Genomic DNA, 25291 nt, shown 5'->3' with positions numbered 1-25291 from the left:
CTTCCACGATAAAATTTAATTCCAAAATATTTCCGACTGCAAAATCTAAAACCAAGGAAATAAATTGCAACTAAAGTTAAACAGAAAATTGAATTTAAGGTGATTTACTCAGCTAAAAACAAGTAATTCTACAGTCTCAACGCCACAATATGAGGCTCAAAACACTTGGCTAAACTTTATGCGACGTAGGAGCACAAGCCAAGAGTTTTGTGTCCTTCCATAATTGACTTGTTATATTTTTAACACTATCATGTACGACAGTTCCGTACACAAAAGAGAGGGTATTATGGATAGCATAAGCGTTAATCAATTCAGAGACAATCTAAAAACTTATGTTGAGCAGACCGTTAGCGAACATGAGCCAATAAAAGTAACTAGACGTGCTGGCGAGCCATTTATTGTTATGAGTGCAGAAGATTGGGAAAGGGAGCAGGAAACACTTCATGTACTTCAAAGCAGTAATTTAATGCAGCAAATTGCTGACTCAGCATTAACGCATAATAAGAAAGATGGATACAAACCAACTCAAGAGCAATTGGATGAGATCACTAATATTTGAAGGTAACACTTGGCTCATATATGAACAGTTGAGAGAAAAAGATAAAAAGCTTCACAAGTCGCTTTGCAAGATATTAAAAGAGATGTTGCGAGGCGAGCCCAATAGAGGGCTAGGAAAGCCAGAGGCATTAAAACATAATCTATCGGGCTTGTGGTCTAAGAGGATTTCACAAAAAGATCGGCTCATTTACAAATATGATGATAACTACATCTATGTCTTTGCTATTGGCGGACACTACGACGATCACTAAAAACAGTCATGGTAGAACGACCCATTACTGAGCCGCCCCCATACAGATCCGGACGTGCCCTAATGTTGAAAATAGCACCGCATCCGGCTCTTCATTAATATCATTGCCCGCGTAATACACAAAGCCCCCTAATACCAATCTACAGTAATCAGCCGCTTGCTGACCCGTAGTGATTTAATTTGAAAATATCCTAGCATATCTTTCAACCCATGCCAGTTAAAACTCTGCCTTTGACTACGCCTATTTAACCATTTGTATAAGGTGTGCAGCACAAAGTTATATATCCTGCTGATACTTTTACTATTGTCTGGTAGCCCAAAATAATTTTGAATGCCAACCAGTTTTCGCTTGAGTGTCGGCATTGTATTAGACCATTACAACTATGAGTAAATCCGACTGCCAAGGTGTCTTCAATCTGTCTTGTATTTTACTTAACATATTTACCAACCTCCGTTTGGAACAACCTTGGCGCTCACAAGTTCTTGTGCACATCTTTTAATACATGCCACGGTTTTATAACTGCGTTGACTCGCCACAACCTTGCCTTGTCGGTTGCTTAGCTTGGACTTCGACTGCCTTAACATATAAAAGAGGGGCCTCGTCAATCAGAATTCTTGTTTTTCGCAGCGATTTCAACACTTCAGGGACACGGCATCCCCTATGGCCTATATTATTCTCTGTCTACGCTCATTTGCATCCTGCAATCGCTGCATTAGTACGTCCTGTACGTCTACGCTTCGCATTGTTTGTTCGATTATGTGTGGCCGCACCACGGGAGAATCTTCGATAATCCATAACCTCCGCGCAACACGCAAGACTCGATACTGGTGGCGGGCTAGGCCTTACCAGACAGGGACTTTCACCCCGAAAGATGCGCCAAGCTTACCGGTGGAATAATTTGGCGCGGCTTTTTGCGTTTTTTTGCAAAAACCGCGACAGATTATGGAATCCGGTAGAGCGCCTTGTTAGCAGTTTTATTTGGTGCATGCACATTAGTAATGATACCTGCACGATATTATGGTTAGACTTTTATCATCAACGGCATAAACTAAACGATTGGTGTCATCAATACGGCGTGACCAGAAACCTGACAAATTTTCTTTAAGAGGCTCAGGCTTGCCAATACCCTCAAATGGTGAACGCTTAGTGTCACTGATTAATTTGTTTATACGCTTTAATGTCTTTTTGCCCTGACCTTGCCAGTAAACGTAATCATTCCAAGCTTCATCAGTCCAACAAAGTAGCCTACTACTCATCGACTATATCTCTTTGCGTAGTTTTACCACTTTTATATTGAGCTATTGATTTGTTTAAATGTTCTGCATTTGCAGGAGACTTTAACAAATGAACTGTTTCCATCAAACTATTGTAATAATCTAATGACATCACTACCGCATCTTCTGAATCTCGACGCGTGATAACAGTGGTGTCTGCATCATTAACGACAGAGTCTAAAACAGCTTTTAGTCCATTTCTTGCTTCAGTAAAAGATACAACTCTCATAAATCACCTATATGTACAATTTATTGAACAACTATAACTCAGTTATTTTACATGCACAATATATGGTACATGTATTTTTTGCTGCGTCATGGTAGAACGCCCCATTGCTGAGCCGCCCCCATACAGATCCGGACGTGCGGAATTACCGCATCCGGCTCCTCAGTTATATTATTTACCGCGCAGTATATTGCCTTCACAAAGTTGCTTAATCTAGCCATCTTCTCCATTCCACCCGAGGATAATTTAATCAATCTTCAGCTCAACTGAATGTATAGTTTGTACCTTAGTTTTCATACAATATCCAGCCCTACATGTCCGGTGTATGTTTCCGTTACAAACGCAATATAACCGCCACCCCCTTCGCCATGTAAACGGCTTTCCCGTTTTCAGACTACTATGAGTTGGTCCGACTCCCAATACACCATCGTTCGCCTCGCTTTTTGCTCAGCATCCCTACCCATATCCTTTGGGAGTTGTACTGGGTCTCACAAGTTCTCAACACATCTTTTGATACATGCCACGGTTTTAGAACTGCGCTGACTCACCACAACCTTGCCTTGTCGGTTGCTTAACTTGGACTTCGACTGCGTTACAGGCCTCGTCAATCAGAATTCTTGCTTTTCGCAGCGATTTCAACACTTCAGGGACGCGCATCCCCTATGGCCTATATCATTCTCTGTCTACGCTTCGTATTGCTTGTTCAACTATTTGTGGCCGCACCACGGGAGAATCTTCGATAATCCATAATCTCCGCCCAACACGCAAGACTCGATACTGGTGGTTGGCTAAACCTTACCAGACAAGGACTTTCACCCTGTAAGATGCGCCAAGCTTCGCTTGTCGCACTAACGCCGCGGTAAGCTGCGGCTATGTAGTTGATTGTGTTGTGGCAGCGTAGCGACCGCCACATAAACAAGCGACGGAATAGACGTCAGCTTGACCGCCTTGTTAGCTACTTGACCTTGCGATAGAACATGTTTCCGAACTTAGAGTCGAAAACATAATAAAACTTTCTGTTACCACGGTACAGTGTTGGGTATTCATCAACTAGGGGATGAGCATGCTCGATATCTATACGGAATAGCATCGGTGGTGATCGTCTGAACCAGACCACTTTACCCTTTATAGTTTTCACGTTTCCATCTTTCAACTTTTCATGAAATAGAAACTCATCCTTCTCGTTGATTTCAAATGAAAAGTGTTCCTTTTGCCAATCAGCGTTTTCACCCGGGTAAAAACTGGCATCAATTTGGTATAGCCCAACAACTCTTTCCTTGGTTATTGGATAATGCGCATAAAGTACTATGGCAATTAATATGCTCGGAAAAACCCAAATTAACCCAAGTTTTTTGAGGTATGCCAATTCTCTAGTTCTGCAATACTTCCATGCACAAATTGACGTTGAAATCGCGATGAAAAGTACAAAACCAAAGAAAAATAGGAAGCTGAAAAATGGCACGATCTAGTTTTCCATGGGTAGCTAACGCCCAAAGCACCGCGCGAGCGTAGCGAGTCCGGTGCCTTTGATTGTTACGTGTTTAGTCATGGAAGTGCTCCAAACCAGAGGCCTTTATATAGGGAGCTAGAGCTTCCACTGCTCCGTTATTTTTATGCCAGATAATATATGTGTAGTCCCACTCTTCACTTACAACACACTCTAAATCTGGAATTACTATCTTTATGAATTTTGATGATTCTTTTTCCATGCTTTCATCATAGGTTGTAATCAATGTTTCTATATCACCGATCTTTGTCAGCGATTGATTCTCACAGTTTGCCAATTCGAGGGAAAAGGTTTTGGCTAGACTTCTAAGGAATTCGTTGAATCTAGCCCATTCAGATTCCGTGACTTCATCCAATTTGTGATAGTTCTCTTGACCAAGCCAGCCTTTCCAGAGAGATACATACTCTTTGGAATATTTTGGCTTGACTTCCCAATCTTCAAAGTAATCGCTAAACATGATTTCTCGATGACACGGTCATGGTAGAACGACCCATTACTGAGTCGCCCCCATACAGATCCGGACGTGCGGAATTACCGCATCCGGCTCTTCATTAATATCATTGCCCGTGTAAAACACAAAGCACCCTAATACCAATCTACTGCAATCAGCCGTTTGCTGACCCGTAGTGGTTTTATTTGAAAATATCCTAACATATCTTTAAAACCTCGCCAGTTAAAACTATGCCTTTGACTGCGCCTATTTAACCATTTGTATAAGGTATGTAGTGCAAAGTTATATATTCTGCTGATACTTTTGCTGTTGTCTGGTAGCCCAAAGTAATTTTGAATGCCCACCAGTTTTCGCTTGAGTGTCGGCATGGTTATATTCAGTCGTTTTGAGCGATGTTTCTTTATCCATTGGTAAAGTGTGCTCAGCATAAGTTTATGCTTTTTCCGACTCGTGACTCGTTTTAATCTTGGCTCGCCTTGATGGTCTTTGCCCCAATAACATTCAAACCCTAAGAAGTTGATTCTTCTATCTGGGTGTCCGCTTGGATGAAAGCGGCTGAATCTCTTGAGGTGCGTTTTATCTTTTGCCAGTTCTAGATTAAATTTTCTTAATCTATTACCGAGTATTCGATAAAACATTTGTGCATCTTGTTGATATTGAAATGCGGTGACAAAGTCATCCGCATATCTTATCAACATGGCTCTGCCCTTCATTCGTGGTTTAACCTTCTTTTCAAACCAGAGGTCTAGTGCGTAGTGCAGGTAGATGTTTGCCAATATTGGGCTGATAATTCCACCTTGTGGTGAGCCACTGGTTGGTTTTATCTTTTGTCCATTTGGCAGTTGCACTTTTGCTTTTAACCATTGGTTGATTAAGCTGAGCAAGGCTTTATCTTTAATTTTGAGGTTCAGCATTTTCATCAGCCAGTTGTGGCTCATGTTGTCGAAGAAGCCTTTTATGTCGGCTTCAACTATATAGCCGTATCCTCTAAATTGTAGATTTAGCGTTAAACTGTGAATGGCTTGGTGTGCACTTTTGTTGGGGCGATATCCGTAGTTAAATGGCAGAAATTCGCTTTCCCAGATACTTTGCAGTATTTGGCTCACGCTCTGCTGTACCAGTTTATCTTCAACGATTGGCATTCCAAGGTTTCGGGTTTTGCCATTGGCTTTGGGTATTTCAACACGTTTTACTGCACTGGCTCGGTAGCTTTTGCTTTTGAGTTGGTGGTGCAGTGTTTGGATATTTTCTGGCAATCTTTGTTGGTATATGTCGGTTGTGATACCGTCTATTCCAGCCTTCGATTGTTTGTTTAGTTGACCCCAACTTTGATACAACAATTCTGAATTCAGTAGTCCATAGAGGTTTTCAAACTGATGTTTGGGGTGGGTTTGTGTTTTAAATGCTATGGCTTGCAAGGCGGTTGTCATTGTTAATTCAGACCCGACTTTGTTCCGACAATGTATCTGTTGCAAGCCGTGATATTAATGTTTACCCCTTCGCCTTGTATGTGGCTTTCCCACACGCTGACTACTATGAGTAAATCCGACTGCCAAGGTGTCTTCAATTTGTCTTGTATTTTACTTAACATATTTACCAACCTCCGTTTGGAACAACCTTGGCGCTCACAAGTTCTTGTGCACATCTTTTAATACATGCCACGGTTTTATAACTGCGCTGACTCGCCACAACCTTGCCTTGTCGGTTGCTTTGCTTGGACTTCGACTGCGTTACAGGCCTCGTCAATCAGAATTCTTGCTTTTCGCAGCGATTTCAACACTTCAGGGACACGGCATCCCCTATGGCCTACATTATTCTCTGTCTACGCTTCGCATTGCTTGTTCAATTATTTGTGGCCGCACCACGGGAGAATCTTCGATAATCCATAATCTCCGCACAACACGCAAGACTCGATACTGGTGGTTGGCTAAACCTTACCAGACAGGGACTTTCACCCTGTAAGATGCGCCAAGCTTTGCTTGTCGCACTAACGCCCCAAGCAGCGGAAAACACGAACGCTTTGGCCGTTGTTTGGCCAGTGAGTGGTTTTCCGTTGACTTGGCTTGTTAGCATTTATTTGCACTGAATTTCAGCTTTTAACCAAGGATGCTCAATAGTAGTGATACCTCCGAGGAAAATACCACCATCAGTTTTGCCTTTGTTTTCGTCTATGACATCGTAACCTTGTGGGCACAATTCTGAGGCACGTTTACTCCAATACTCTTTAAGCATTGGAATTGAAGTTGTTCCATTTCCATAGTATTCAACTCGGTAATGGTTCTCTCCCAACTTTTCATCTTTGTAACCACCGGACCAAGTGTGGGCTTGGTATCCTGTCGCGCATCCAGTTAAGACTAAACATCCTGTAATTAATGCAACTGACTTCATTTTTTCTCCAAACTTAATTTGAATGCTAACGCCGCGGTAAGCTGCGGCTATGTAGTTGATTGTGTTGTGGCAGCGTAGCGACCGCCACATAAACAAGCGACGGAATAGACGTCAGCTTGACCGCCTTGTTAGCTACTTGACCTTGCGATAGAACATGTTTCCGAACTTAGAGTCGAAAACATAATAAAACTTTCTGTTACCACGGTACAGTGTTGGGTATTCATCAACTAGGGGATGAGCATGCTCGATATCTATACGGAATAGCATCGGTGGTGATCGTCTGAACCAGACCACTTTACCCTTTATAGTTTTCACGTTTCCATCTTTCAACTTTTCATGAAATAGAAACTCATCCTTCTCGTTGATTTCAAATGAAAAGTGTTCCTTTTGCCAATCAGCGTTTTCACCCGGGTAAAAACTGGCATCAATTTGGTATAGCCCAACAACTCTTTCCTTGGTTATTGGATAATGCGCATAAAGTACTATGGCAATTAATATGCTCGGAAAAACCCAAATTAACCCAAGTTTTTTGAGGTATGCCAATTCTCTAGTTCTGCAATACTTCCATGCACAAATTGACGTTGAAATCGCGATGAAAAGTACAAAACCAAAGAAAAATAGGAAGCTGAAAAATGGCACGATCTAGTTTTCCATGGGTAGCTAACGCCGCAAATAAACGGCAAAAAATAGTTGGCTATAATTTGAGAGGCACGAACAAAGCCAACTGTTTTTTGTCCGTACTTTTTAATTTGCTTTGTTAGGTGCGTAAGAATCCAAATACTCACCTACTCGACCACCAAATAGCGAAGGTGATGTATTATGTATTTTACGTTTAGCATATGAGCAAGACTCTTTAACTCTGATGCTACTCTCAGATTGCCATAATGCCGCGTCTGTATTTTTTACTATTTCTTTTAATGGTTGCTTGCTGATGATAACTGCTTTATCGATGAGCTGTTTGTTACTTAAGTACCACTCATTTATTTCTTCTTGGGTTGCGTTATCACAGTATTTTTTTAAAGATAATATGTAGCTAAAAACCTGACGAGCTCTAAATGCAGCATCTTCATATGAACAAACACCATCTCGTCTTTGCTTGCCCTCTGGGACTGGTTCACAAGGTTCCACAGCAGAGACTCTAAATGAAAAAAGCAGAAGCAAAGTTAGTAATACGATCTTCATTGGCACCTAACGCCGCGATAACTGGCTTGGGAGAAGGGGCGGTTTTTTTGCGCCTTTTAGCAAAAAAGATGACGCTTTGCCCAAGTCCATGTTCATTGCCTTGTTATGAGGTCTTGCCCACTTGGCAATGGGCTCAAGTTTTTAAGATGGATTCCAAAGCCCGAAACAGTTTCTTCAAAGGAGATGTTTCGAATCTTTCCCTTTGAAGAAATACTGAGAGCTATATACCTGCCTGTTATCTCTTGATTTGGCGGGACTATCTCTATTATTCCCCGAATGCTTTGTGCTGAACACTGGGACCATACTGCTACTAGCTCTTCTACACCTATTTGAAGCGCATCATAATTTTGAATGTACTCCGTAACTCTTTCTGCATGCTCATGACTAGGAATGTCGTTTTCTTTCATTATTGAAACGAAACCTTTGATATCCCAGTGTACAGCTGTTTCGCGCCCAGCTTTTAGATCATCATGATAGTCAGTGTAGATTTTGATGACTCTCTCATTGCATGGGTTGGTATCTCCTGCACGAACAAGAGAAGAAATGAACATCAAAATGATTATTGCCACCTTACTCATGATGCGTGCATCTCATAACGCCGCATTCACCGGCTTGTCCGGTGCAATGCTTTGTTATACCTCTCCTTCGACAGGCTCAATGTCTTCGTCAATTCTATCAATAGGCAAGTTCCCATAGACACTAAAGTCATGTCCAGGATCAAATTTAGCTTTGGCGGCTTGTAACATCTTCACACTATCATTTCCTATTCGAGACCTATTCCGCCAATACACTTGGTTGTTTTTGTTGCTCCCCTCCAAAAGCGTGAGAAGCTCCTCCTTAGTAAAACTATTCAAGTTGGGATCGATAAACCTATCGTAATACATATCTGCTCGTTCAAAGTCCGAACTATTGATGAAACAGGCGATACAAAGTTTTCGGTATTTATCATCTAATCCAAGTTGATCAGATATGTCTCTGATGGTTTTTAATTGCTCTTTCTTTATATATGAACCTGCTTCACCGTATTTCCTATATAAGTTTTCTCTAACATGGCTTGATATTTTTTCGATATGTGACCCCGGATTGTCAGAGATAAAAAATGCAGTAGCGAAATTGGTCAAGTCCTCAGTCAGAACAGGATTGATCAATTCTTTAGCCGCATCATTTAACGCATCATAAATAGGCTTTTCCAATGAAATAAACGAAATTAAATTTTCAATAATATCGGTTTGGCTGGAGATGTGAGAGTAGTAAGCAGTTTCCGCCTTAATTGCTTCCTGAATTTGTGGCTTCTCCTTCTTGTAGATTAAAGCCAAGGCTCTAGTGTTAATTTCCCTATTTTCATTCGCCTTATCATCTTCCAGCCTAAAACAGAACTTCCACAACCCTCTGAATACTTTTATCATAACCTCGACATTAAGAGATCCTAAATATTTTGCATCAAGATATTTAGAAAGCGCCGAATCATTTGGCATCATATTTTTAGTTTTTTCTAAATCAGATAGGATCGTGCCTACGATTTTTTGTGTCAAATAAGGTGGTTTAGACAATAGTGTTTCAATGCTATTCCTAATGTCGCTTTTAACCATCTCATCAGTTGGCTCGAAGAGTGTATCTTCGTCACTAATTACCGGGTGCGCAGATAGATGTCTATGGTCCTGAATTACGGATAACTTATGATAAGAACTCGTGTCCAATAATTGAGTTCTCTCAAATACCATTTTGACTAATTCTTTTTCCCATTTGGGCGAATATGGGTCACTATTTTGCAACTCTTCTACTTCAGCGAGAATTTTTTCAGCTGTTTTGTCATCATATAGGTCTCTTAATTCTTGCAACTTAAATATGAGGTCACATACAACAACAGACCAGAGCATAACTGTCGCAGATCTAAGGCAACCATTTGCATAACTCTTATATACCTCATCAAAGTATTTACGAGATCGTCTGTCATAGATCTTGGCTTTGTGATTCTCAAGTGAAAATACTCTGGTACTCACTTCTTCTCCTTAAAGGTATAACAATTTAATAGTGCGCGATTTGCGCATTTTTCTGCCAAAATTGCGCGCATATTTATACTTTTTGTATTTTTAGCAAATTAGCTAATACTTTGCCACATATATTATTTATTTTGAAACATAAAAATAGTCTAAGCAGAAAAATGCGCAAATCGCGCATTTTCTTGAATATAGGAGAAAGAGCGCTATACTGTATAAATAAACATACCCAAGGAAGGAGATTTTATGAAAACTAGATCACCATTTTTAAATAGTATTGCCGAGTACATGTTTTTACGTCAATACTCGCTAAGAACGATTGAAACCTACTTAAAATGGATAACGTCTTATATTCACTTTCATGGCAAGCGCCACCCAGCGTCTATGGGTGATACTGAGGTTGAACAATATTTAGAACATCTCGCCTTAAAGGCAAATGTCGCACCAAGAACTCAAGCAACTGCTTTAAATTCATTATCGTTTTTATATAAACATATTATTAAAAAAGAATTGTCGCACAATTTAAATTTTGCGCGTAGCAATAAACAATCAAAGTTACCTATAGTAATGACGCCCAATGAGGTGACTCAAGTTATGAAGCACCTAAACAAGCGATATTATTTAATAGCAGGTTTAATGTACGGCAGCGGACTACGAGTTATGGAAGCGATCCAACTGCGTGTGCAAGACATCGATTTTGATTATAAGTGCATCAGAATATGGAATGGCAAAGGCAACAAGCATAGGATTGTTACGCTGGCTATTGAGCTAATTCCCATGCTTAGGAATCAAATTTTACAAGTTGACGAATATTTACAGCTAGATTTAAAGAACGAGCAATTTTCGGGCGTATGGATGCCACACGCGCTAGCTAAAAAATACCCGTCTGCGAATAAATCACTAGCTTGGCAGTATCTGTTCCCGTCACATCAATTGAGTGCAGATCCCGAAACCGGTGAAATTAGGAGGCACCATTTTCATCATACTTGCATTCGAAAAGAAGTAAAAAAAGCAGTGCGCGCTGCTGGATTAACTAAGCCGATAACACCACATACGTTTAGACATTCTTTCGCTACTCATTTATTGCAAAATGGCGCGGATATTCGCACAGTACAATCACAATTAGGTCATTCTGATGTTAAAACAACCCAAATATACACCCATGTATTGCAGCAAGGTGCAAACGGCGTTGTTAGCCCATTAAGCAAATTGTTTTAATATTTATAAAAAAGGTCGCTTGCGCGACCTTTTCAGCACTAAATTTAGCCGCAGCCAAATTTAACAATTAAGCGTTACGGTTACGAAAACGCTCTATCAATGCGTTAGTTGAGCTGTCACCATTTAACTCAATTGAGCTGTCTTCTAACTTAGCTAAAACATCGTTACCCAACACTTTACCTAATTCAACGCCCCATTGGTCAAATGAGTTAATTCCCCAAATAATGCCTTGTACAAATACTTTATGTTCGTACATAGCAATTAATTGGCCTAATGCTCTGGGTGTTAGTTTGTCCATTAAAATCGTATTACTTGGTTTGTTACCTTCAAATACTTTTTGTGGTGCTACCTTTTCGATTTCAGCGTCGGTTAAACCTTTGCCAGCAAATTCTGCTTTAACTTGTTCTACTGTTTTACCTTGCATTAATGCTTGAGTTTGACCAAAACAGTTAGACGCTAACATTGCATGATGGTTTGTCATTTCATGCTGTGAGTGTAATGGCATAATAAAATCAGCCGGAATCAATACAGTGCCTTGGTGTATTAATTGGTGGAACGCATGTTGGCCATTTGTGCCCTCACCGCCCCAAATTACCGGGCCTGTTGCATAATCTAAGTAGTCGCCGGTTGGAGTAGCTGATTTACCGTTAGATTCCATGTCTAGCTGTTGCACGTATGCTGGGAATCCACGTAAGTAGTGGTCGTATGGTAATAAAACATGGCTTTGCGCACCAAAAAAGTTGATGTACCAAACCCCTAACACACCTAATAATGCAGGTAAATTTTCTTCTAGCGGTGCATTTAAAAAGTGTTGGTCCATGTCATATGCACCGTTTAATAACTCTTCAAAATTATCAAACCCAAGCGCTAACGCGATTGGCAAACCAATAGCAGACCATAAAGAGTATCGACCACCAACCCAATCCCACATTGGAAAGATGTTGTCTTCGTCCATACCAAACTCGGTCGCAGCTTTGATGTTAGAAGAAACACACATAAAGTGCTTTGCGATATCTTCAAATGTACCGCCGTTGTTCAAAAACCACTCTTTGGTGGTTAGTGTGTTTTTTAATGTTTCTTGTGTACCAAATGACTTAGACGACATTAGTACCAATGTTGTTTCAATCGGCAATTTAGCTAACACATCATGAATATGCGCACCATCAACGTTTGCGACAAAGTGCACATTTAAACCTTCAACTTTATAAGGTTTAAGTGCTTCGGTCATAATTTTAGGGCCTAAAAATGAGCCACCAATACCAATTGCCAAAACATCTGTAAATTTTTTGCCGGTGTAACCTTTGCGCACGCCATTGTGTACTTCTTCAACAAAGGTTTTCATTTTTGCCAGTGTAGCGCGCACTTCTGGCATCACGTCTTTTCCGTCAACCAGCACTTCTTTATCTGATTTGTTACGTAATGCGGTATGTAATACCGCACGATCTTCTGAAGTATTGATGCGCGCGCCATTAAACATGCCATCACGCTTTTCTTCAACTTTAGCTTCACGAGCTAAATCGAGTAATAGAGATTTTGTTTCGTCGGTGATACGGTTTTTTGAGTAGTCTAGCTCGATGCCACATGCTTTCGCTGAAAATTTGTTGAAACGATCAGCATCTTGAGCGAATAAATCACGCATATGTACATTTTTTACTTGTTCAAAATGCGCTTGCAAAGCTTGGTAACTTTTTAATTCTGTAAATAAAGCCATAATATTATTCTTAACTTGTATAGGTGTATGCCAGGTCTGTGGTTATGAACAAACAAGGCGGTATAAACCGCCTTGTTTTAGCTAATGCTGTAATTTAAATTACAGTTTAGCGCGTAACATGTCTTCCAATTTGTTTTGGTCAACGGCAAAGTTACGAATACCTTCAGCTAACTTTTCGTTAGCCATTGGATCTTGGTTGTGCTCCCAACGGAATTGCTCTTCAGTTAAACGAGCTGGGCGCTCTTTAGTTTCGCCGTTATAAGACAATTTAACTTCTAAATCGCCCTCTACTGCTTCTAACTCTTCTAACAATGCAGGACCAATTGTTAAACGGTCACAACCTGCTAATTCGATGATTTCATCTGTGTTACGGAAACTTGCACCCATAACAACTGTTTCATAACCGTGCTCTTTGTAGTAGTTGTAAATGTTTGTAACAGATACAACACCCGGATCTTCAGACGGTGCATAGCTGTCTTTGCCTTCCGCTTTTTTGTACCAGTCTAAGATACGGCCAACAAATGGAGAGATTAAGTAAACGCCCGCTTCAGCACACGCACGCGCCTGAGCAAATGAGAACAATAATGTAAGGTTACAGTTGATGCCTTCTTGTTCAAGAATTTCAGCCGCTTGGATACCTTCCCAAGTTGAAGCTAGTTTAATCAATACTCGGTCATTAGAAATACCAGCGTCATTGTATAATTTAATTAATTTACGCGCTTTAGCTAATGAGCCTTCTTTGTCAAACGACAAACGTGCATCAACTTCAGTTGAAATACGACCAGGAACACTTTTTAAAATTTCTAAACCAATGTTTACAGATAATTTGTCACCCGCATCAATAATTTGCTGATCAGCATCATTTGATTGCGCTTTTGCCCATTCGATTGCATCAGCAATATACTTTTCGTATTCTGGGATCTGAGCTGCTTTTAATAAAAGGCTTGGGTTAGTTGTTGCATCTTGAGGCTTAAATTTTTTGATTGCTTCAATGTCGCCTGTGTCGGCAACAACTGTGGTTAATTTACGTAGGTTTTCCAGCTTAGTAGTCATGTATCGCTATCCTATAGTTTTCAATGGGTCTAACAAATTTTTTAAAAATAATACTAAAGCTTAAATCAAAGCTCTAGCTAAACTAATATTTTTAAGTAGTATTATACAGATTTACCACTATTCATCCATTATTCTGTAAGCTCGTTCACCATTCATCAAAAATATGATGGCTATATGGAATTGAACGGGCTCTATACACATATTGCGTTTTTTGTGCTAATTTCAATACCATGTTGTCCTCTTTTTACGAGTGCAAAATTACACAAAAGTTAAACTTATGTTAACCTTTACATAGGCTTGATAGGCATTGGTGGTTAGATATGGTGTTTCGCAGTAGTTTTTACGCTAAGAAAAAAGTCATGGTTGTAGATGATTGCGAACCCATTCGCTCGGCTGTAAAAGGCATGCTGCAAAAAATCGGTTTTGTCACCATTGTTTCTGCCGCCAACGGTAATCAGGCGTTACAAAAAGCGACAGATACGCGATTCGACTTTATCCTCGTTGATTTCAATTTAGGTGACGGTAAAGACGGTTATCAATTATTTGAAGAGCTAAAATACAAAAAACTACTCGCCCCGCATTGTTGCTTTTTTATTATTTCTGCTGAAAACCGCAGACCTTACGTACATGGGTTAGTTGAATTACTACCGGATGATTTTTTATTAAAGCCTTTTACTTACAAAGGCCTAGAAATGCGTTTTTCCAGAGCGCTTGCCAAAAAAGTGACATTAAATAAAGTTTACGAATCTATCAGTGAAAATGATACCAATGTCGCCATCCAAGAATGTAATGAAATAATCAAAAATGATTCGGCAAATGCCTTACTTGCTTTGCGCATGAAGGGTGAGTTGTTGATCAAACAACATAACCCTGAAAAAGCATTAAAACTGTACAATAATGTGTTAAACAAACGAGAATCAAGCTGGGCTTTGTTGGGCAAAGCTATTGCAACTTTAAAGGGGGGCGATTTAACGGAGGCTGAGTCGTTATTTTTCGAATTATTAGACAGAGACGATACGCGTCTTGAAGCTTATGACTGGTTGGGCAGGCTTAATATAGAAAGGGAAGACACGGTCACGGCATTTGAAATGTTGATGGAAGCCGGAAAAATCTCCCCTAGAAACTTATTTAGGCAGCGCGCAATTGCCAATTTGGCAATTGCCAACGGCGAGACTGAGGAGGCTGTCAGAGCTTATTCTCGAATTCTTAAAAACAGCCGTTTTTCGGTATTTGATACACCTGAAAATTATCTGAATTTTGCCCGTTGTTTATTGGATTTATGTGACGATTCAAATAAATTAGAAGTCGCCAAACAAATAACCAAATGTACTGATTTATTAAAAGATATTGATAAGCGATTTTACTCTGACACTGTCAAAGCGCAAGAACTCGTTATTAAGGCGCGCGTACAGGTTTTAAAAGGCAACATGCAAGATGCCAGAGTGAATTTAGAAGAAAGTGAAAAACACGATTCACCATACGATTCGGCCGATGACAGGCTAGATAAAGCCAAGGCTTATTTTTCTACCGGTAATTTGTCACGCAGTGACGAAATTATGGCGACTTTAGACGAGATATCAGAAAATGACGATCTAATTTCTGCCACTTTACAGGTTTTAATTAACAAAGAAAAAGCCAGTCATGAAGAACTGCGCGAGCGCATACGCGAGCTTAATAATGAAGGTTTAGCGCTCTACCAAAAAGCGCAATATCCGCAGTCTGTCGAATGTTTTGTTGAGGCCTACCAATACATGCCCAACAACGCAAGTTTAGCGCTCAACTTAGTGCAATCCATCACTAAAGTCGGTACATTTTTAACTCAGGGCAGAAGCCCTAAAGAGATGAAATCCATGTGCCAAAATTGCGTTAATATTATTGAGCAGTCTGATTTATCCGAAAACAATATGCGCCGCTATCACGCCATCAAAGAAGAGTTGATGACGTTATTAAACGCTAAAGATGTAGCATAATTTTTAACTTAGCACTAACTCAGCATTTGTTTGCTTAAACAAAAATAAAAGCCAGTATTAAAACGATGTATGGAAACATTACAGTAGGCTTAAGCGCAGATTTGATGTACTGCTTAATGAGCCCTACTGTTGATGGCCGGTTTTTAGACCATTGTAAATTAAACTCAAAACCACCTGCCACTTCGCCGCCCTTAATCGCTACTTCTAACCAGATTAAACGCGCGTCTATTCTGGCTTGAAAAGTTTTCCATATCGCATCCTGCAACCAGCAGACCGCAAGTAATACAATTGAAAGCGTCAGTGTCGCATTTGCAGAAAATTGATACGCTGCGAGCGCTATTGAAAATATTTTAATGCCAAGCGATAAGGCTTCGTATTTATCATAAGCTTTTTGCAACACCACCCATTCATCATTTAGCCGGTTTTGAGCTGTGGTTTGTATATTCATAATACTCGTTTGCACCTTCAGTGATTAATGTTTAAATTAAATGTCTACCGCCATCTAATTTAAGTTGTCGCCCCGTCATATAACCGCTATTTAAGATAAACTCGATTGCATTGACCACTTCCTGCTCGCCGGGTTCAACACCCAACGCAGATTTTTTGAGGGTTTTTTCCCGGTATTCTGGGTCATCTTCTGGGTTAAATACAATTAACGAAGGAGCGATTGTATTTACTTTAATTTCAGGCGCAAAACGTTTGGCAAAACTCAACGTTAAATTATCTAAAGCTGCTTTACTGGCGCAGTAGGCGATATGTTTATCACTGCCCTTTTCAACCGTATAGTCAGTGATATGGATAATATCAGCAAGCTGATTACCGGCTTTTAATAATGGTTCTAAAGTTAGATTAATTAAATAAGGGGTTTCAACATGTATCTGGTACATTTTGCGTAAAATATCTGCTGATATTTGGCTTTTATTTTCAGCTTGCCAAGCACTGGCGTTATGAACAACAGCCCGCAAACTGCTTACATGTTTTTTAACCCAAGCATTAAAAGCATCTATTCCGCCAGTCGTTGAAAAATCGGCTTGAACACAAGTCACGCCCAGTTTTTTCAACTCATCCACGCCACTTTTATATGTACGATAAGTGATGACGACCGGGTAATCAGACTGAGCTAATTGTTTTGCAGCTGCCAGTCCCACTCGCTGTGCAGCTCCGGTAATCAGTACAACGTTTTCTAACACTTTACCCACCTTTTACATTTGCAATCTGCTGCGTTTTTGCTGTTAATTGCCCGTCAACAACCTCAATACCCTTTTCGTCTTCCACCGGTTTTATTAAGCTGGTTATTCTCCAACCAGCTTTAGGTTTAAATGAAGGTACATTGGTATACATATGAATCTTACCTTTTGGTTCAATCGCACAAAGGGGTAATAAATATCCGTCATATTTTTTGCAGTAATCATCAAAACTAAATTCTTTTGATAGTTTAGTGGTTTTAATAACCCCTCCCTGAAAAACGTATTCTGTTAAACTGCCATAGTCGACGGTTTCAGAAAATAAACATCGTTTTTGTCTGTTTGGGTTAGAAACCTGATGGCTCGCCAATTTTTGTGATTCAATTGTTCTTAAGCTCCATACACTCCCTTTACCAATTTCATGTTCAAAATGATAAGCCAATAGCGAATTGAGTTGTGTATAGGGTGACAACAATAAAACCCCACCATATCTTGAAATGTCCAATGTCCGGTATGCATGTTCAGACATCGGGTTACCAAAATAAGTGGGGATACCATCCATTCTTGCTCGGCTTATTGCATCCCAGTTGGTATCTGCAATACTCACTGCAACATCCTGTTTGATGAGTTCTTTGGCAAATAAGCGTGCAAATACGCCACTTCCAAATATTAAATAACCATTCGGTTTTGGTGCTCTTAAGTTGAGCATTCTGGCTATTCTAACGGCAGTTAAACTTTGTACAACCACGGTAAAAATAATTACAGAAAATACCATGGGTACCAGAATGACGGCTTCTTCATAACCTAAATTTTCAAGCTTTAAAGCAAATAATGCCGACACCGCAGCGGCGACAATACCGCGCGGTGCTATCCAACTTAATAGTGCGATTTCCTGCCATTTCAGCCCTGCCCCTACCGAAGAAAGCATGACTGAGATCGGCCTAGCAATAAACATAATCCCCAGTAAAACTAAGATTGCCTTCCACCCCAAATTAAGCACCGAAGCCAATTCAATTCTCGATGCGAGCAATATAAACAGGCCGGAAATTAATAACACACTGAGCGTTTCTTTAAACTCTAATATGCTATCAACTTCTACATATTTCATATTAGCTAACCACGCTCCCATAATGGTCACTGCTAATAAACCAGATTCATGCGCTATCATGTTCGATCCTTGAAATACGCCCAGCATCAGGGTTAAAACAGCGGTGTTCACTAAATAGTGCGGAATTAGTTTATTTCTTAAGATTAACCCCAACAAATAGCCTGCAACCGCGCCAAATACCGCGCCTACCGTTATCGTTAGAGCAAAAGCTTTAAGGGTATGGTTTATCGCGTCATGTGCGGACACCATATATTCAAAAACCAGTACAGCTAAAAGTGCACCGATGGGATCAATCACTATACCTTCCCAACGCAGTATATTGGCTATCTTCGCACTGGGCCTTACTGTTCTGAGCATGGGCACAATAACGGTAGGGCCCGTTACTGTGACAATGGCACCAAATAAAAAGGCCATCTCTAACGATATGTCCAATATTAAATGGGAGATAAAGGTAGCAATTAAACAGGTTGCCAAAGCACCAACCGTACATAAATTTCGAACGACGGAACCATGCCCTTTGAGGTCTTTAAATTTAAGCGTTAAAGCGCCTTCAAATAAGATGATAGCCACTGATAAAGAAACAATCGGGAACAGCAAATCGCCAAACATCTGATCGGCATCAATAAAACCGATTAGGGGGCCAACAATAATACCCGCTATCAACAATGGCAAAATTGCAGGTAGTTTTACTTGATATGCAAAAAATTGACAGGCTATCGAAATCAAACCAACAGCAACTAATGGGATAATTGGATCACTCAAATTAAATCCTTGGAATTTAAATCAAAATACATGTGATTAGTCGTAGATCACATAACAAAATAATAAATGAATTAGCAGTTTTTATACCAGTATCTTAATTTATTTGGTACAAATGCTAAATTGTCTTATACGCGAAAACCACATTATAACCGCAATTTAATGAATGAATTTGCAAACCTTAAAAATACCATTAAATTTAAGCTAATACTTACTCTATTTGGTGATCTATATTGTCGTTGTTAAGCCACCTTCAAGCCGCCGTTGATGTTTCTGGACCTGTTTTAATTATTTTATTAGCAGGTATGTTTTTTAAACGAATTAAATTGGTTGATGCACATTTTGTCAGCATTGGTAATAAACTGGTTTTTAACATTGCCCTACCCTGTTTATTATTTTTAAGTACGGCTTCTGGTCCGATTGGTGAAAATTTTAATTTGTCTTTGATCGGTTTTGGTGCAATTGCCACAATTGTATCGGTTGTTTGTGTCTGGTTGCTCGCATATATCACTATTGAAAAATCAAAAGTCGGCGTTTTTACCCAGTGCGCTTTTCGCGGCAATATGGGCATTATCGGTTTAGCTTTGTGCGTAAATGCTTTTGGTGAACAGATTATTGCTAAAGCGGCAGTTTATTTAGCTTTTTTAACTGTGTTGTATAATTTAATAGCTGTTTTAATATTGAGTGACTCTAAGTCTGGTATTTCGGGTATTTTTAAAAACTTAGCTAAAAACCCACTTATCATCGCTATTTTACTTGGTGGCTTTTGGTCACAATTAGGGCTTTCTATTCCTGTGGTGATGGAGTCTTCTCTCGGTTATGTGGCGCAGCTCACTTTGCCGCTGGCTTTAATATGTATCGGGGCCAGTTTAGATTGGCACAGCTTTAAAGCAAACCACCAACAGGCTGCCTTTGCAACCGCTTTAAAACTGCTGGTTTTACCGGGATTAGCAGTAATTGTTGCAATACAATTGGGCTTTGACTCTGAATCATTAGGCATATTATTTTTAATGATGGCTACCCCAACGGCTGCGGCTGCCTACATTATGAGTAAACAGATGACGCCACACGGTAATCTAGCCGCTGAAATTATAACGCTTTCAACTGCCCTCAGTCCTTTCACTATCACCTTCGGATTAGTGTTATTGAGTTATTATAAATACATTTAATATAACTTAATAAAACGACTGCTTATTCATCTGATATTTCACTGGGCTGAGCTTCTGGTTGTTCTGCAAGCTTGGCTCGCTCAGCTTTTGAAATATATTTAGGTTTATTTGAATGCACATTTTTAGCATTCGCTTTTTTAGCTTTCTTTTTTAAAATTGTGAATATTTTTTTCTTACGATTCATTGTTTGCAACTTTCAGTGGCTGTTTAATAAATGAAGTATACATAACGATTCGGGTGAAAGCTTGAAGCGTGAGGAAAATGAGGTAACTTTAATGAAATTAAAGTGGCGGAGTGGACGGGACTCGAACCCGCGACCCCCGGCGTGACAGGCCGGTATTCTAACCAACTGAACTACCACTCCGCAGTGGTATGATTGTAATGCGGTATTCGATTTTCTTTACTTTAAATGCTTGAATATTTTAAAAAGGTTGAGAAATACAACTTTATTAAAGTGGCGGAGTGGACGGGACTCGAACCCGCGACCCCCGGCGTGACAGGCCGGTATTCTAACCAACTGAACTACCACTCCGCAGTGGTATGCTTTTATAGCAAATGTTCAAACCAAATTTTTGCAATACATTTTAGATAATAGTGGCGGAGTGGACGGGACTCGAACCCGCGACCCCCGGCGTGACAGGCCGGTATTCTAACCAACTGAACTACCACTCCGCAGTATTATCTAAGCGCTTGAATTAAGTTGGCGGAGTGGACGGGACTCGAACCCGCGACCCCCGGCGTGACAGGCCGGTATTCTAACCAACTGAACTACCACTCCGCATTCTCTTAACTTTCAAGAACTTAATCTTCTAGACTTTGGTTGCCCTCCGTCAGAAGCGGGCGCAATAATAAGGACTCGAAGAGGATGAGTCAACAGCTTTTTTCTAAAAAATTTAAATTAAGTTTCATCCGGCAAGGTTAAGTCTATTATATCATCAGCTTCTGTTGAAATTTTATCCACTCCGTTTTCTTCAGGCAATTCCATCTCTTTAACCGCCTTTTTATTACGTTGCCAAAACTTCCAGTTTATCTTTTTAAATGACAGTTTTTTATCTCTCTTAAAGACAAACCAATAGATAGCAAATGCGGTTAGTAATACAAATAAATTACCAAACACGGCAATCATAATAACAGTTGTGGCAGAATAACCTTCTGGTTCGGGTGGTTTTACCGGTGCTTCCGGCAGAGCTTCCATCTCTTCTTTAGGCACAAGCGCTGATTCATCTATTTCTACCGGCGCGGGCGCTATATTAAATGTAAACTCTGGTACATCTAACATCAAATCGCGTCCATTTATATTTTTGCCAAATGCAGAAACTTTTACCCGATAAATACCATCTGCATAGTTAAATAGAGGAAAAGATTTTTTAGCCTCTGAACTTTCAGTTAATGCAAACTTTTCAGCTTCGCCATTGGGGTAAAACACCTCCCCGCTAAAAACAAAGCTTGAAAAGTCTATCTTATCTGATGCAGATTCAATATTGAATATATGCTGTTGATCGGCTGTTAAAGCTTTATCCACAGTCATCGACAAAGGTATAGGGTTAATAATAATAGGATCGAGTAAAAGTTCTCTGTTAAACAAGCCCAAGTCAATAAATAAGCTAGGCAACCATTCACCGGGCTGAATGGTTAATTTAAATTCACCGGTAAAAATGCCGTCTTTGCGCTTTTCGTCGAATCCTTGGCCATCATCGTAAAAGCGTGCGACTTTAACTGCATCCGCGCCAAAGTTATCGTAATCAATGTTATTGGTACTGGTAAAAGTAACTTCTAACCCCACCACACTGCTGAAGTCGCCGTATTCAATTGGTTGACCACCATTTTTTAAATAGGCTTGTAGCTTTAATGTTTCACCAACAAATAATAAATCAGGCAAAGGCTCGGCTTCTAATTGAATGTCAGAAACCACCATAATGCGACTACCTGCTTCTATTCGCCCAACAGCCTGCCAAGGGCCCACCATAGGGTCTTTCAAGCGAACCATGTCGTAGTTGTTGTCATCGTACCATTCACCCTGTTCTGGTGTAATAGTTGGCGCATACAACTTGCTGCCATCGGGCCGAATTAAAATAACCGGTGGCGAACCCGCTTTTCTAAACAACACTAAAACTATTTCATCTGTATGCTCATCAATACGAAAACGGTTATCAATAAGCTGAATGCCCGTTAAATGTTTTGGGGGGTTGAGTAGCTTAACCGCATCAAGAGATGTTTTACCCGGAGTTGGGACTTCAATTGCAACGGTTTGTTTAGGTCTTTCTACCTGCTGTGCCTGCACCGTAAATATCAGTGACATTACACAGCACATTGCAAATAATTGCCCCAATCCGCTCTTCACATTTAACCTCTCAATAATGATTTAATCATTTGCTGAATCTTCAGCGCTTGTTCGCCACAAACAGGTTCCGGCACTTTTTTCAACAATATCAAGCCTTTCGTTGTGTGCTTTTATTTCATCGGCGGATGCGCGCACAACCTTTAGCGGTTTTCGATCTTTAGGGAGTCTAATGATTTTACTGATTTCACCGTCTTCATTATTATCACTAGACAAATTCAGCGCCGTTTGCCCACCAGTCATCATCAAATAGACATCAGCGAGAATTTCAGAATCTAACAATGCGCCGTGTAAAGTACGGTGTGAGTTATCTATACCAAAGCGATCACACAGCACGTCTAGATTATTTCGCTTACCCGGAAACATTTCGCGTGCTAATTGCAAGGTATCGATAATTTTACAAATATTTGCGGTGCGGACTGGATTGCCTAATTTTTCAAATTCATAGTCCATAAAACCAACGTCAAACGTTGCATTGTGAATAATGAGCTCTGCCCCACGAATAAATTCAATAAACTCTTCTGCGATTTCAGAAAACGCGGGTTTATCGGCCAACATCTCATCGGTAATACCATGAACCTCAATGGCTTCAGGGTCTACAGGGCGATCTGGCTTAATATATACATGAAAGTGATTACCGGTTAATCGACGGTTTACAATTTCTACACAACCAATTTCTATAATTCTGTGCCCCAAATAAACTGGACCACCTTCCTGATTCATACCCGTTGTCTCGGTATCTAGTACGATCTGTCTTGCCATAACTGATTACATTCGCTATTCATTAATTAACTACCTGACAATATAACGGATAGTCGTTCAGGTATAAAGTTCGAAGATATTTTTGCTACAATCAGCTCACGCTTTCTATATATAACGTAATTAAATGAAAAAAATAGAACTTTTTACCGATGGTTCATGTTTGGGTAATCCAGGCCCTGGTGGATTTGGGGCTGTATTGCGCTTTGGCAAACATGAAAAACACCTCAGCCAGGGCTTTAAACTAACCACCAACAACAGGATGGAGTTATTGGCTGCCATTGCCGGGTTAGAGGCATTAAAAGAACCGTGTGAGATTATACTTACGACTGACAGCCAATATGTTAAAAACGGTATAAATCAATGGATAGCAGGCTGGAAAAAAAAGGGCTGGAAAACGGCAGACAAAAAACCGGTTAAAAATATAGATTTATGGCAGCGTTTAGATACAGCCTGCCAAAAACATAAAATTGATTGGCGGTGGGTAAAAGGCCACTCGGGACATGCTGAAAACGAATTATGCGATCAGCTTGCCCGAAGTGCTGCAGAATCGGATAAATTATTAACAGATACCGGATATAAAGGTTAAGAATGTATTCCACCGCGAATACGCACGTTGCCAACCGGCGCTAAACTCGGTTTAACTTTCCATTTTGGTTTAATCGGCGTCAGTGGCAGCTCTCTTTTACGGGCAACTAACAAATAGACAGCCCCAAAACGCGTCAAATATTGATGGGTAATTGCGGGCGCCCAGCGACTATGAAAGGCCTTTGGCTGTTTACCCAAAGCACCATAAATAAAGCGCACATCATTAACGACTTCACATCCAAGCAGGTTCAGCCAATCGCCTATCCGGTTAGCGGAAAAAAAACGAGCTTGTTTAAGCGCGTTATGTTTTGTAATGGGTAATAACCTGATAAGCCCAGCTAAACTGATAGGATTAAAACCGGTAATAAAGATAAAACCATTCGGCACCAGCACTCGGTGCGCTTCACGCAAAAGCTGGTGTGGGTCGTGCGTATAATCCATAGTGTGCGATAGTAAAACCGCGTCGACTGAATGCTCTCGAAACGGCAAATGATGGATATCTGAAATCACCCCATGCCGCGTACCTTCAGCACCCACATTTATTTGATGTTTTATGGTGCATACCCGAGTATCAATTTCACTACTTAAACCACCAACTTTCAACAAGTGATAACCAAAAACTTGTGGCCACCATTCATTTAAATGGCGCTCAACCTGCTTGCGCACAAACCCGCCTTGTGGAATATCACTCCAACTAGATGGAATATCGGTCAATATATCTTGCAAAGCGGGTTTCATCAAAAGTATTAAACCTTATACTATATCTAAATTTATAAAATCAGGATTAGATTGATATGTTGTGTCCAAAACCAATCGCCGCGTTAAATGATAATTATATCTGGCATTTATCAAAAGATAATTACAGTCTAGTCGTCGATCCCGGTGATGCACAAGCGGTTTTAGACAAGCTCGGCAACCAACAACTTATTGCTATCTTAATTACACACCATCATTGGGATCATACAAATGGTGTAAACGCTTTAAAACAAAAATTTCCGAATGCGACTGTGTATGGGCCTAAAAACTGCCCATTTTCTCACATTGATGTTGAATTATCAGAAGGTATGCAAATTAAAATTGATACGCTGAATGTCTGTTTTAATATTTTGCATGTGCCTGGTCATACGCTAGACCATATTGCTTACTATAACCATCAATTTTTGTTTTGTGGGGATACTTTATTTTCAATAGGGTGTGGCAGAATGTTTGAAGGCACGCCGGCAATCTATGTTGAAAGCTTAAACAAACTGAAAAGTTTATCAAAAGACTTATTAGTGTGTTGCACCCATGAATATACCCAAACCAATATATCCTTTGCACTTAGTATCCAGCCCGACCATCAAGAATTGTTAGATTTACAAAACAAAGTAGAACAATTAAGACGCGAAAAACGCCCCTCCCTCCCAGTATTGCTGGCTGATGAGCTAAAGCTTAATCCATTTTTACGAACAGATTGCGCTGAAATGCAAAAAAGTGTGAGCAATATTATTGGAACACCAGTCAATACTTCGATACAAACTTTTGCGGCTTTGCGCAAACTAAAAGATAATTTCTAAGTCAGATAAATTGCTTTAATGATGAGTAATCAGTAACATCTCGC

The 25291-nt window shown here is 40.1% G+C and carries 27 protein-coding genes and 4 tRNA genes; 9 read left to right on the top strand and 22 right to left on the bottom strand.

All coding sequences use genetic code 11. The features are described from left to right. Positions 1 to 286: 286 nt before the first annotated feature. Entirely contained in the window at positions 287 to 559 is a 273-nt protein-coding gene (locus FNT16_RS13745; RefSeq protein WP_143872107.1) for a type II toxin-antitoxin system Phd/YefM family antitoxin, read from the top strand. Then, complete coding sequence (locus tag FNT16_RS13740; protein WP_342779134.1) at positions 510 to 809, top strand: Txe/YoeB family addiction module toxin; 300 nt, start codon at positions 510 to 512, stop codon at positions 807 to 809. The genes FNT16_RS13745 and FNT16_RS13740 overlap by 50 nt, the downstream gene beginning before the upstream one ends. A gap of 128 nt (positions 810 to 937) precedes the next feature. Here the strand turns inward: FNT16_RS13740 and FNT16_RS13735 are convergent, their stop codons facing one another. From FNT16_RS13735 to FNT16_RS13725, 3 genes are all read right to left on the bottom strand, one after another. Beyond that, a complete protein-coding gene (locus tag FNT16_RS13735) occupies positions 938 to 1171 on the bottom strand; it encodes a group II intron maturase-specific domain-containing protein (protein ID WP_143872105.1) in 234 nt (77 codons plus the stop codon). Positions 1172 to 1801: 630 nt separating this feature from the next. Beyond that, complete coding sequence (locus FNT16_RS13730; protein ID WP_143872104.1) at positions 1802 to 2065, bottom strand: Txe/YoeB family addiction module toxin; 264 nt, start codon at positions 2063 to 2065, stop codon at positions 1802 to 1804. After that, a complete protein-coding gene (locus tag FNT16_RS13725; RefSeq protein ID WP_015486388.1) occupies positions 2058 to 2312 on the bottom strand; it encodes a type II toxin-antitoxin system Phd/YefM family antitoxin in 255 nt (84 codons plus the stop codon). Before FNT16_RS13725 ends, FNT16_RS13730 begins: the two co-directional genes overlap by 8 nt. 1191 nt (positions 2313 to 3503) lie before the next feature. On the opposite strand from FNT16_RS13725, the gene FNT16_RS20405 reads away from it, so the two are divergent. Continuing rightward, complete coding sequence (locus tag FNT16_RS20405; protein WP_185976602.1) at positions 3504 to 3665, top strand: hypothetical protein; 162 nt, start codon at positions 3504 to 3506, stop codon at positions 3663 to 3665. A 185-nt stretch (positions 3666 to 3850) separates the two neighbouring features. On the opposite strand, the gene FNT16_RS13720 is transcribed toward FNT16_RS20405, so the two are convergent. The 3 genes from FNT16_RS13720 to FNT16_RS13710 all read right to left on the bottom strand — a co-directional run bounded on the left by FNT16_RS13720 (position 3851) and on the right by FNT16_RS13710 (position 6655). Continuing rightward, positions 3851 to 4273, bottom strand: coding sequence for a hypothetical protein (locus FNT16_RS13720; protein ID WP_143872103.1), 423 nt, complete (start codon positions 4271 to 4273; stop codon positions 3851 to 3853). 128 nt (positions 4274 to 4401) lie between these two features. Continuing rightward, complete coding sequence (gene ltrA, locus FNT16_RS13715) at positions 4402 to 5697, bottom strand: group II intron reverse transcriptase/maturase (RefSeq protein ID WP_185976603.1); 1296 nt, start codon at positions 5695 to 5697, stop codon at positions 4402 to 4404. A gap of 643 nt (positions 5698 to 6340) precedes the next feature. Then, complete coding sequence (locus tag FNT16_RS13710) at positions 6341 to 6655, bottom strand: CC0125/CC1285 family lipoprotein (RefSeq protein WP_143872102.1); 315 nt, start codon at positions 6653 to 6655, stop codon at positions 6341 to 6343. A gap of 371 nt (positions 6656 to 7026) precedes the next feature. Here FNT16_RS13710 and FNT16_RS20400 point away from each other — a divergent pair, with 371 nt between their 5' ends. Beyond that, positions 7027 to 7188: a hypothetical protein gene (locus tag FNT16_RS20400; RefSeq protein ID WP_185976602.1), complete on the top strand. Its 162-nt coding sequence runs from the start codon at positions 7027 to 7029 to the stop codon at positions 7186 to 7188. Between the two features lie 211 nt (positions 7189 to 7399). On the opposite strand, the gene FNT16_RS13705 is transcribed toward FNT16_RS20400, so the two are convergent. The 3 genes from FNT16_RS13705 to FNT16_RS13695 all read right to left on the bottom strand — a co-directional run bounded on the left by FNT16_RS13705 (position 7400) and on the right by FNT16_RS13695 (position 9837). Continuing rightward, positions 7400 to 7783 (bottom strand): hypothetical protein, encoded by a 384-nt coding sequence (locus FNT16_RS13705; RefSeq protein WP_246072228.1) that lies wholly within the window; start codon positions 7781 to 7783, stop codon positions 7400 to 7402. A gap of 146 nt (positions 7784 to 7929) precedes the next feature. Next, on the bottom strand, positions 7930 to 8415 hold the full coding sequence (locus tag FNT16_RS13700) for a hypothetical protein (protein WP_143872100.1): 486 nt from the start codon (positions 8413 to 8415) through the stop codon (positions 7930 to 7932). A gap of 54 nt (positions 8416 to 8469) precedes the next feature. Then, positions 8470 to 9837 carry a hypothetical protein gene (locus tag FNT16_RS13695; protein ID WP_143872099.1) on the bottom strand — a complete coding sequence of 456 codons (1368 nt, stop codon included), beginning with the start codon at positions 9835 to 9837 and terminating at the stop codon, positions 8470 to 8472. Positions 9838 to 10080: 243 nt separating this feature from the next. Here FNT16_RS13695 and FNT16_RS13690 point away from each other — a divergent pair, with 243 nt between their 5' ends. Next, complete coding sequence (locus FNT16_RS13690; RefSeq protein WP_143872098.1) at positions 10081 to 11052, top strand: integron integrase; 972 nt, start codon at positions 10081 to 10083, stop codon at positions 11050 to 11052. A 67-nt stretch (positions 11053 to 11119) separates the two neighbouring features. On the opposite strand, the gene pgi is transcribed toward FNT16_RS13690, so the two are convergent. Together pgi and tal are read right to left on the bottom strand one after the other, a co-directional pair. Next, entirely contained in the window at positions 11120 to 12763 is a 1644-nt protein-coding gene (gene pgi / locus FNT16_RS13685; RefSeq protein WP_143872097.1) for a glucose-6-phosphate isomerase, read from the bottom strand. 99 nt (positions 12764 to 12862) lie between these two features. Further along, positions 12863 to 13816, bottom strand: a complete 954-nt coding sequence (tal, locus tag FNT16_RS13680; RefSeq protein ID WP_143872096.1) for a transaldolase — start codon at positions 13814 to 13816, stop codon at positions 12863 to 12865. Positions 13817 to 14136: 320 nt separating this feature from the next. Between tal and FNT16_RS13675 the strand changes: the two genes are divergently transcribed. Continuing rightward, entirely contained in the window at positions 14137 to 15786 is a 1650-nt protein-coding gene (locus FNT16_RS13675) for a tetratricopeptide repeat-containing response regulator (protein WP_143872095.1), read from the top strand. A 34-nt stretch (positions 15787 to 15820) separates the two neighbouring features. Here FNT16_RS13675 and FNT16_RS13670 read toward each other — a convergent pair whose 3' ends face one another. The 3 genes from FNT16_RS13670 to FNT16_RS13660 are packed head-to-tail and all read right to left on the bottom strand — an operon-like array spanning position 15821 to position 18840. After that, positions 15821 to 16234, bottom strand: coding sequence for a hypothetical protein (locus FNT16_RS13670; RefSeq protein ID WP_143872094.1), 414 nt, complete (start codon positions 16232 to 16234; stop codon positions 15821 to 15823). Positions 16235 to 16265: 31 nt separating this feature from the next. Continuing rightward, entirely contained in the window at positions 16266 to 16976 is a 711-nt protein-coding gene (gene folM, locus FNT16_RS13665; protein WP_143872093.1) for a dihydromonapterin reductase, read from the bottom strand. Between the two features lies 1 nt (position 16977). After that, entirely contained in the window at positions 16978 to 18840 is a 1863-nt protein-coding gene (locus FNT16_RS13660) for a cation:proton antiporter (protein ID WP_143872092.1), read from the bottom strand. A 230-nt stretch (positions 18841 to 19070) separates the two neighbouring features. On the opposite strand from FNT16_RS13660, the gene FNT16_RS13655 reads away from it, so the two are divergent. Continuing rightward, entirely contained in the window at positions 19071 to 20006 is a 936-nt protein-coding gene (locus FNT16_RS13655) for an AEC family transporter (protein WP_143872091.1), read from the top strand. 22 nt (positions 20007 to 20028) lie between these two features. Here the strand turns inward: FNT16_RS13655 and FNT16_RS13650 are convergent, their stop codons facing one another. The 7 genes from FNT16_RS13650 to dnaQ form a co-directional block, all read right to left on the bottom strand. Beyond that, positions 20029 to 20190, bottom strand: coding sequence for a DUF2986 domain-containing protein (locus FNT16_RS13650; protein WP_143872090.1), 162 nt, complete (start codon positions 20188 to 20190; stop codon positions 20029 to 20031). Positions 20191 to 20293: 103 nt separating this feature from the next. Beyond that, a tRNA-Asp gene (locus tag FNT16_RS13645) sits at positions 20294 to 20370 on the bottom strand. Between the two features lie 91 nt (positions 20371 to 20461). Beyond that, a tRNA-Asp gene (locus FNT16_RS13640) sits at positions 20462 to 20538 on the bottom strand. Between the two features lie 63 nt (positions 20539 to 20601). After that, positions 20602 to 20678 (bottom strand) — tRNA-Asp (locus FNT16_RS13635). Positions 20679 to 20707: 29 nt separating this feature from the next. Beyond that, positions 20708 to 20784, bottom strand: a tRNA-Asp gene (locus tag FNT16_RS13630). A 120-nt stretch (positions 20785 to 20904) separates the two neighbouring features. Further along, entirely contained in the window at positions 20905 to 22305 is a 1401-nt protein-coding gene (locus FNT16_RS13625) for a TIGR03503 family protein (RefSeq protein ID WP_185976601.1), read from the bottom strand. 63 nt (positions 22306 to 22368) lie between these two features. Beyond that, the gene (gene dnaQ / locus FNT16_RS13620; RefSeq protein ID WP_143872088.1) at positions 22369 to 23106 is read right to left on the bottom strand and encodes a DNA polymerase III subunit epsilon; all 738 of its coding nucleotides are present in this window, start codon (positions 23104 to 23106) and stop codon (positions 22369 to 22371) included. 124 nt (positions 23107 to 23230) lie between these two features. On the opposite strand from dnaQ, the gene rnhA reads away from it, so the two are divergent. Continuing rightward, positions 23231 to 23692 carry a ribonuclease HI gene (rnhA, locus tag FNT16_RS13615; RefSeq protein WP_143872087.1) on the top strand — a complete coding sequence of 154 codons (462 nt, stop codon included), beginning with the start codon at positions 23231 to 23233 and terminating at the stop codon, positions 23690 to 23692. Here the strand turns inward: rnhA and FNT16_RS13610 are convergent. After that, on the bottom strand, positions 23689 to 24429 hold the full coding sequence (locus FNT16_RS13610) for a class I SAM-dependent methyltransferase (RefSeq protein ID WP_143872086.1): 741 nt from the start codon (positions 24427 to 24429) through the stop codon (positions 23689 to 23691). The genes rnhA and FNT16_RS13610 overlap by 4 nt on opposite strands. A gap of 56 nt (positions 24430 to 24485) precedes the next feature. On the opposite strand from FNT16_RS13610, the gene gloB reads away from it, so the two are divergent. Further along, positions 24486 to 25247 (top strand): hydroxyacylglutathione hydrolase, encoded by a 762-nt coding sequence (gloB, locus tag FNT16_RS13605; RefSeq protein WP_143872085.1) that lies wholly within the window; start codon positions 24486 to 24488, stop codon positions 25245 to 25247. Positions 25248 to 25291 lie beyond the last annotated feature (44 nt).

This window comes from Catenovulum sediminis (genome assembly GCF_007289895.1).
Classification (GTDB): Bacteria; Pseudomonadota; Gammaproteobacteria; order Enterobacterales; family Alteromonadaceae; genus Catenovulum; species Catenovulum sediminis.
Note: the sequence above shows the minus strand (reverse complement) of the source record. Positions and strands in the feature narration are given on the sequence as shown.

What these genes read in the sequence shown, in the direction of transcription:
- dnaQ (WP_143872088.1), bottom strand. Translation starts at nt 23,106, where the DNA reads ATGGCAAGACAGATCGTACTAGATACCGAGACAACGGGTATGAATCAG.
- FNT16_RS13720 (WP_143872103.1), bottom strand. Translation starts at nt 4,273, where the DNA reads ATGTTTAGCGATTACTTTGAAGATTGGGAAGTCAAGCCAAAATATTCC.
- ltrA (WP_185976603.1), bottom strand. Translation starts at nt 5,697, where the DNA reads ATGACAACCGCCTTGCAAGCCATAGCATTTAAAACACAAACCCACCCC.
- tal (WP_143872096.1), bottom strand. Translation starts at nt 13,816, where the DNA reads ATGACTACTAAGCTGGAAAACCTACGTAAATTAACCACAGTTGTTGCC.
- pgi (WP_143872097.1), bottom strand. Translation starts at nt 12,763, where the DNA reads ATGGCTTTATTTACAGAATTAAAAAGTTACCAAGCTTTGCAAGCGCAT.
- FNT16_RS13730 (WP_143872104.1), bottom strand. Translation starts at nt 2,065, where the DNA reads ATGAGTAGTAGGCTACTTTGTTGGACTGATGAAGCTTGGAATGATTAC.
- FNT16_RS13700 (WP_143872100.1), bottom strand. Translation starts at nt 8,415, where the DNA reads ATGAGTAAGGTGGCAATAATCATTTTGATGTTCATTTCTTCTCTTGTT.
- FNT16_RS13725 (WP_015486388.1), bottom strand. Translation starts at nt 2,312, where the DNA reads ATGAGAGTTGTATCTTTTACTGAAGCAAGAAATGGACTAAAAGCTGTT.
- FNT16_RS13650 (WP_143872090.1), bottom strand. Translation starts at nt 20,190, where the DNA reads ATGAATCGTAAGAAAAAAATATTCACAATTTTAAAAAAGAAAGCTAAA.
- FNT16_RS20400 (WP_185976602.1), top strand. Translation starts at nt 7,027, where the DNA reads ATGAAAAGTGTTCCTTTTGCCAATCAGCGTTTTCACCCGGGTAAAAAC.
- FNT16_RS13670 (WP_143872094.1), bottom strand. Translation starts at nt 16,234, where the DNA reads ATGAATATACAAACCACAGCTCAAAACCGGCTAAATGATGAATGGGTG.
- FNT16_RS13610 (WP_143872086.1), bottom strand. Translation starts at nt 24,429, where the DNA reads ATGAAACCCGCTTTGCAAGATATATTGACCGATATTCCATCTAGTTGG.
- gloB (WP_143872085.1), top strand. Translation starts at nt 24,486, where the DNA reads ATGTTGTGTCCAAAACCAATCGCCGCGTTAAATGATAATTATATCTGG.
- rnhA (WP_143872087.1), top strand. Translation starts at nt 23,231, where the DNA reads ATGAAAAAAATAGAACTTTTTACCGATGGTTCATGTTTGGGTAATCCA.
- FNT16_RS20405 (WP_185976602.1), top strand. Translation starts at nt 3,504, where the DNA reads ATGAAAAGTGTTCCTTTTGCCAATCAGCGTTTTCACCCGGGTAAAAAC.
- FNT16_RS13735 (WP_143872105.1), bottom strand. Translation starts at nt 1,171, where the DNA reads ATGCCGACACTCAAGCGAAAACTGGTTGGCATTCAAAATTATTTTGGG.
- FNT16_RS13690 (WP_143872098.1), top strand. Translation starts at nt 10,081, where the DNA reads ATGAAAACTAGATCACCATTTTTAAATAGTATTGCCGAGTACATGTTT.
- FNT16_RS13675 (WP_143872095.1), top strand. Translation starts at nt 14,137, where the DNA reads ATGGTGTTTCGCAGTAGTTTTTACGCTAAGAAAAAAGTCATGGTTGTA.
- FNT16_RS13745 (WP_143872107.1), top strand. Translation starts at nt 287, where the DNA reads ATGGATAGCATAAGCGTTAATCAATTCAGAGACAATCTAAAAACTTAT.
- FNT16_RS13740 (WP_342779134.1), top strand. Translation starts at nt 510, where the DNA reads ATGGATACAAACCAACTCAAGAGCAATTGGATGAGATCACTAATATTT.
- FNT16_RS13710 (WP_143872102.1), bottom strand. Translation starts at nt 6,655, where the DNA reads ATGAAGTCAGTTGCATTAATTACAGGATGTTTAGTCTTAACTGGATGC.
- FNT16_RS13625 (WP_185976601.1), bottom strand. Translation starts at nt 22,305, where the DNA reads ATGTCACTGATATTTACGGTGCAGGCACAGCAGGTAGAAAGACCTAAA.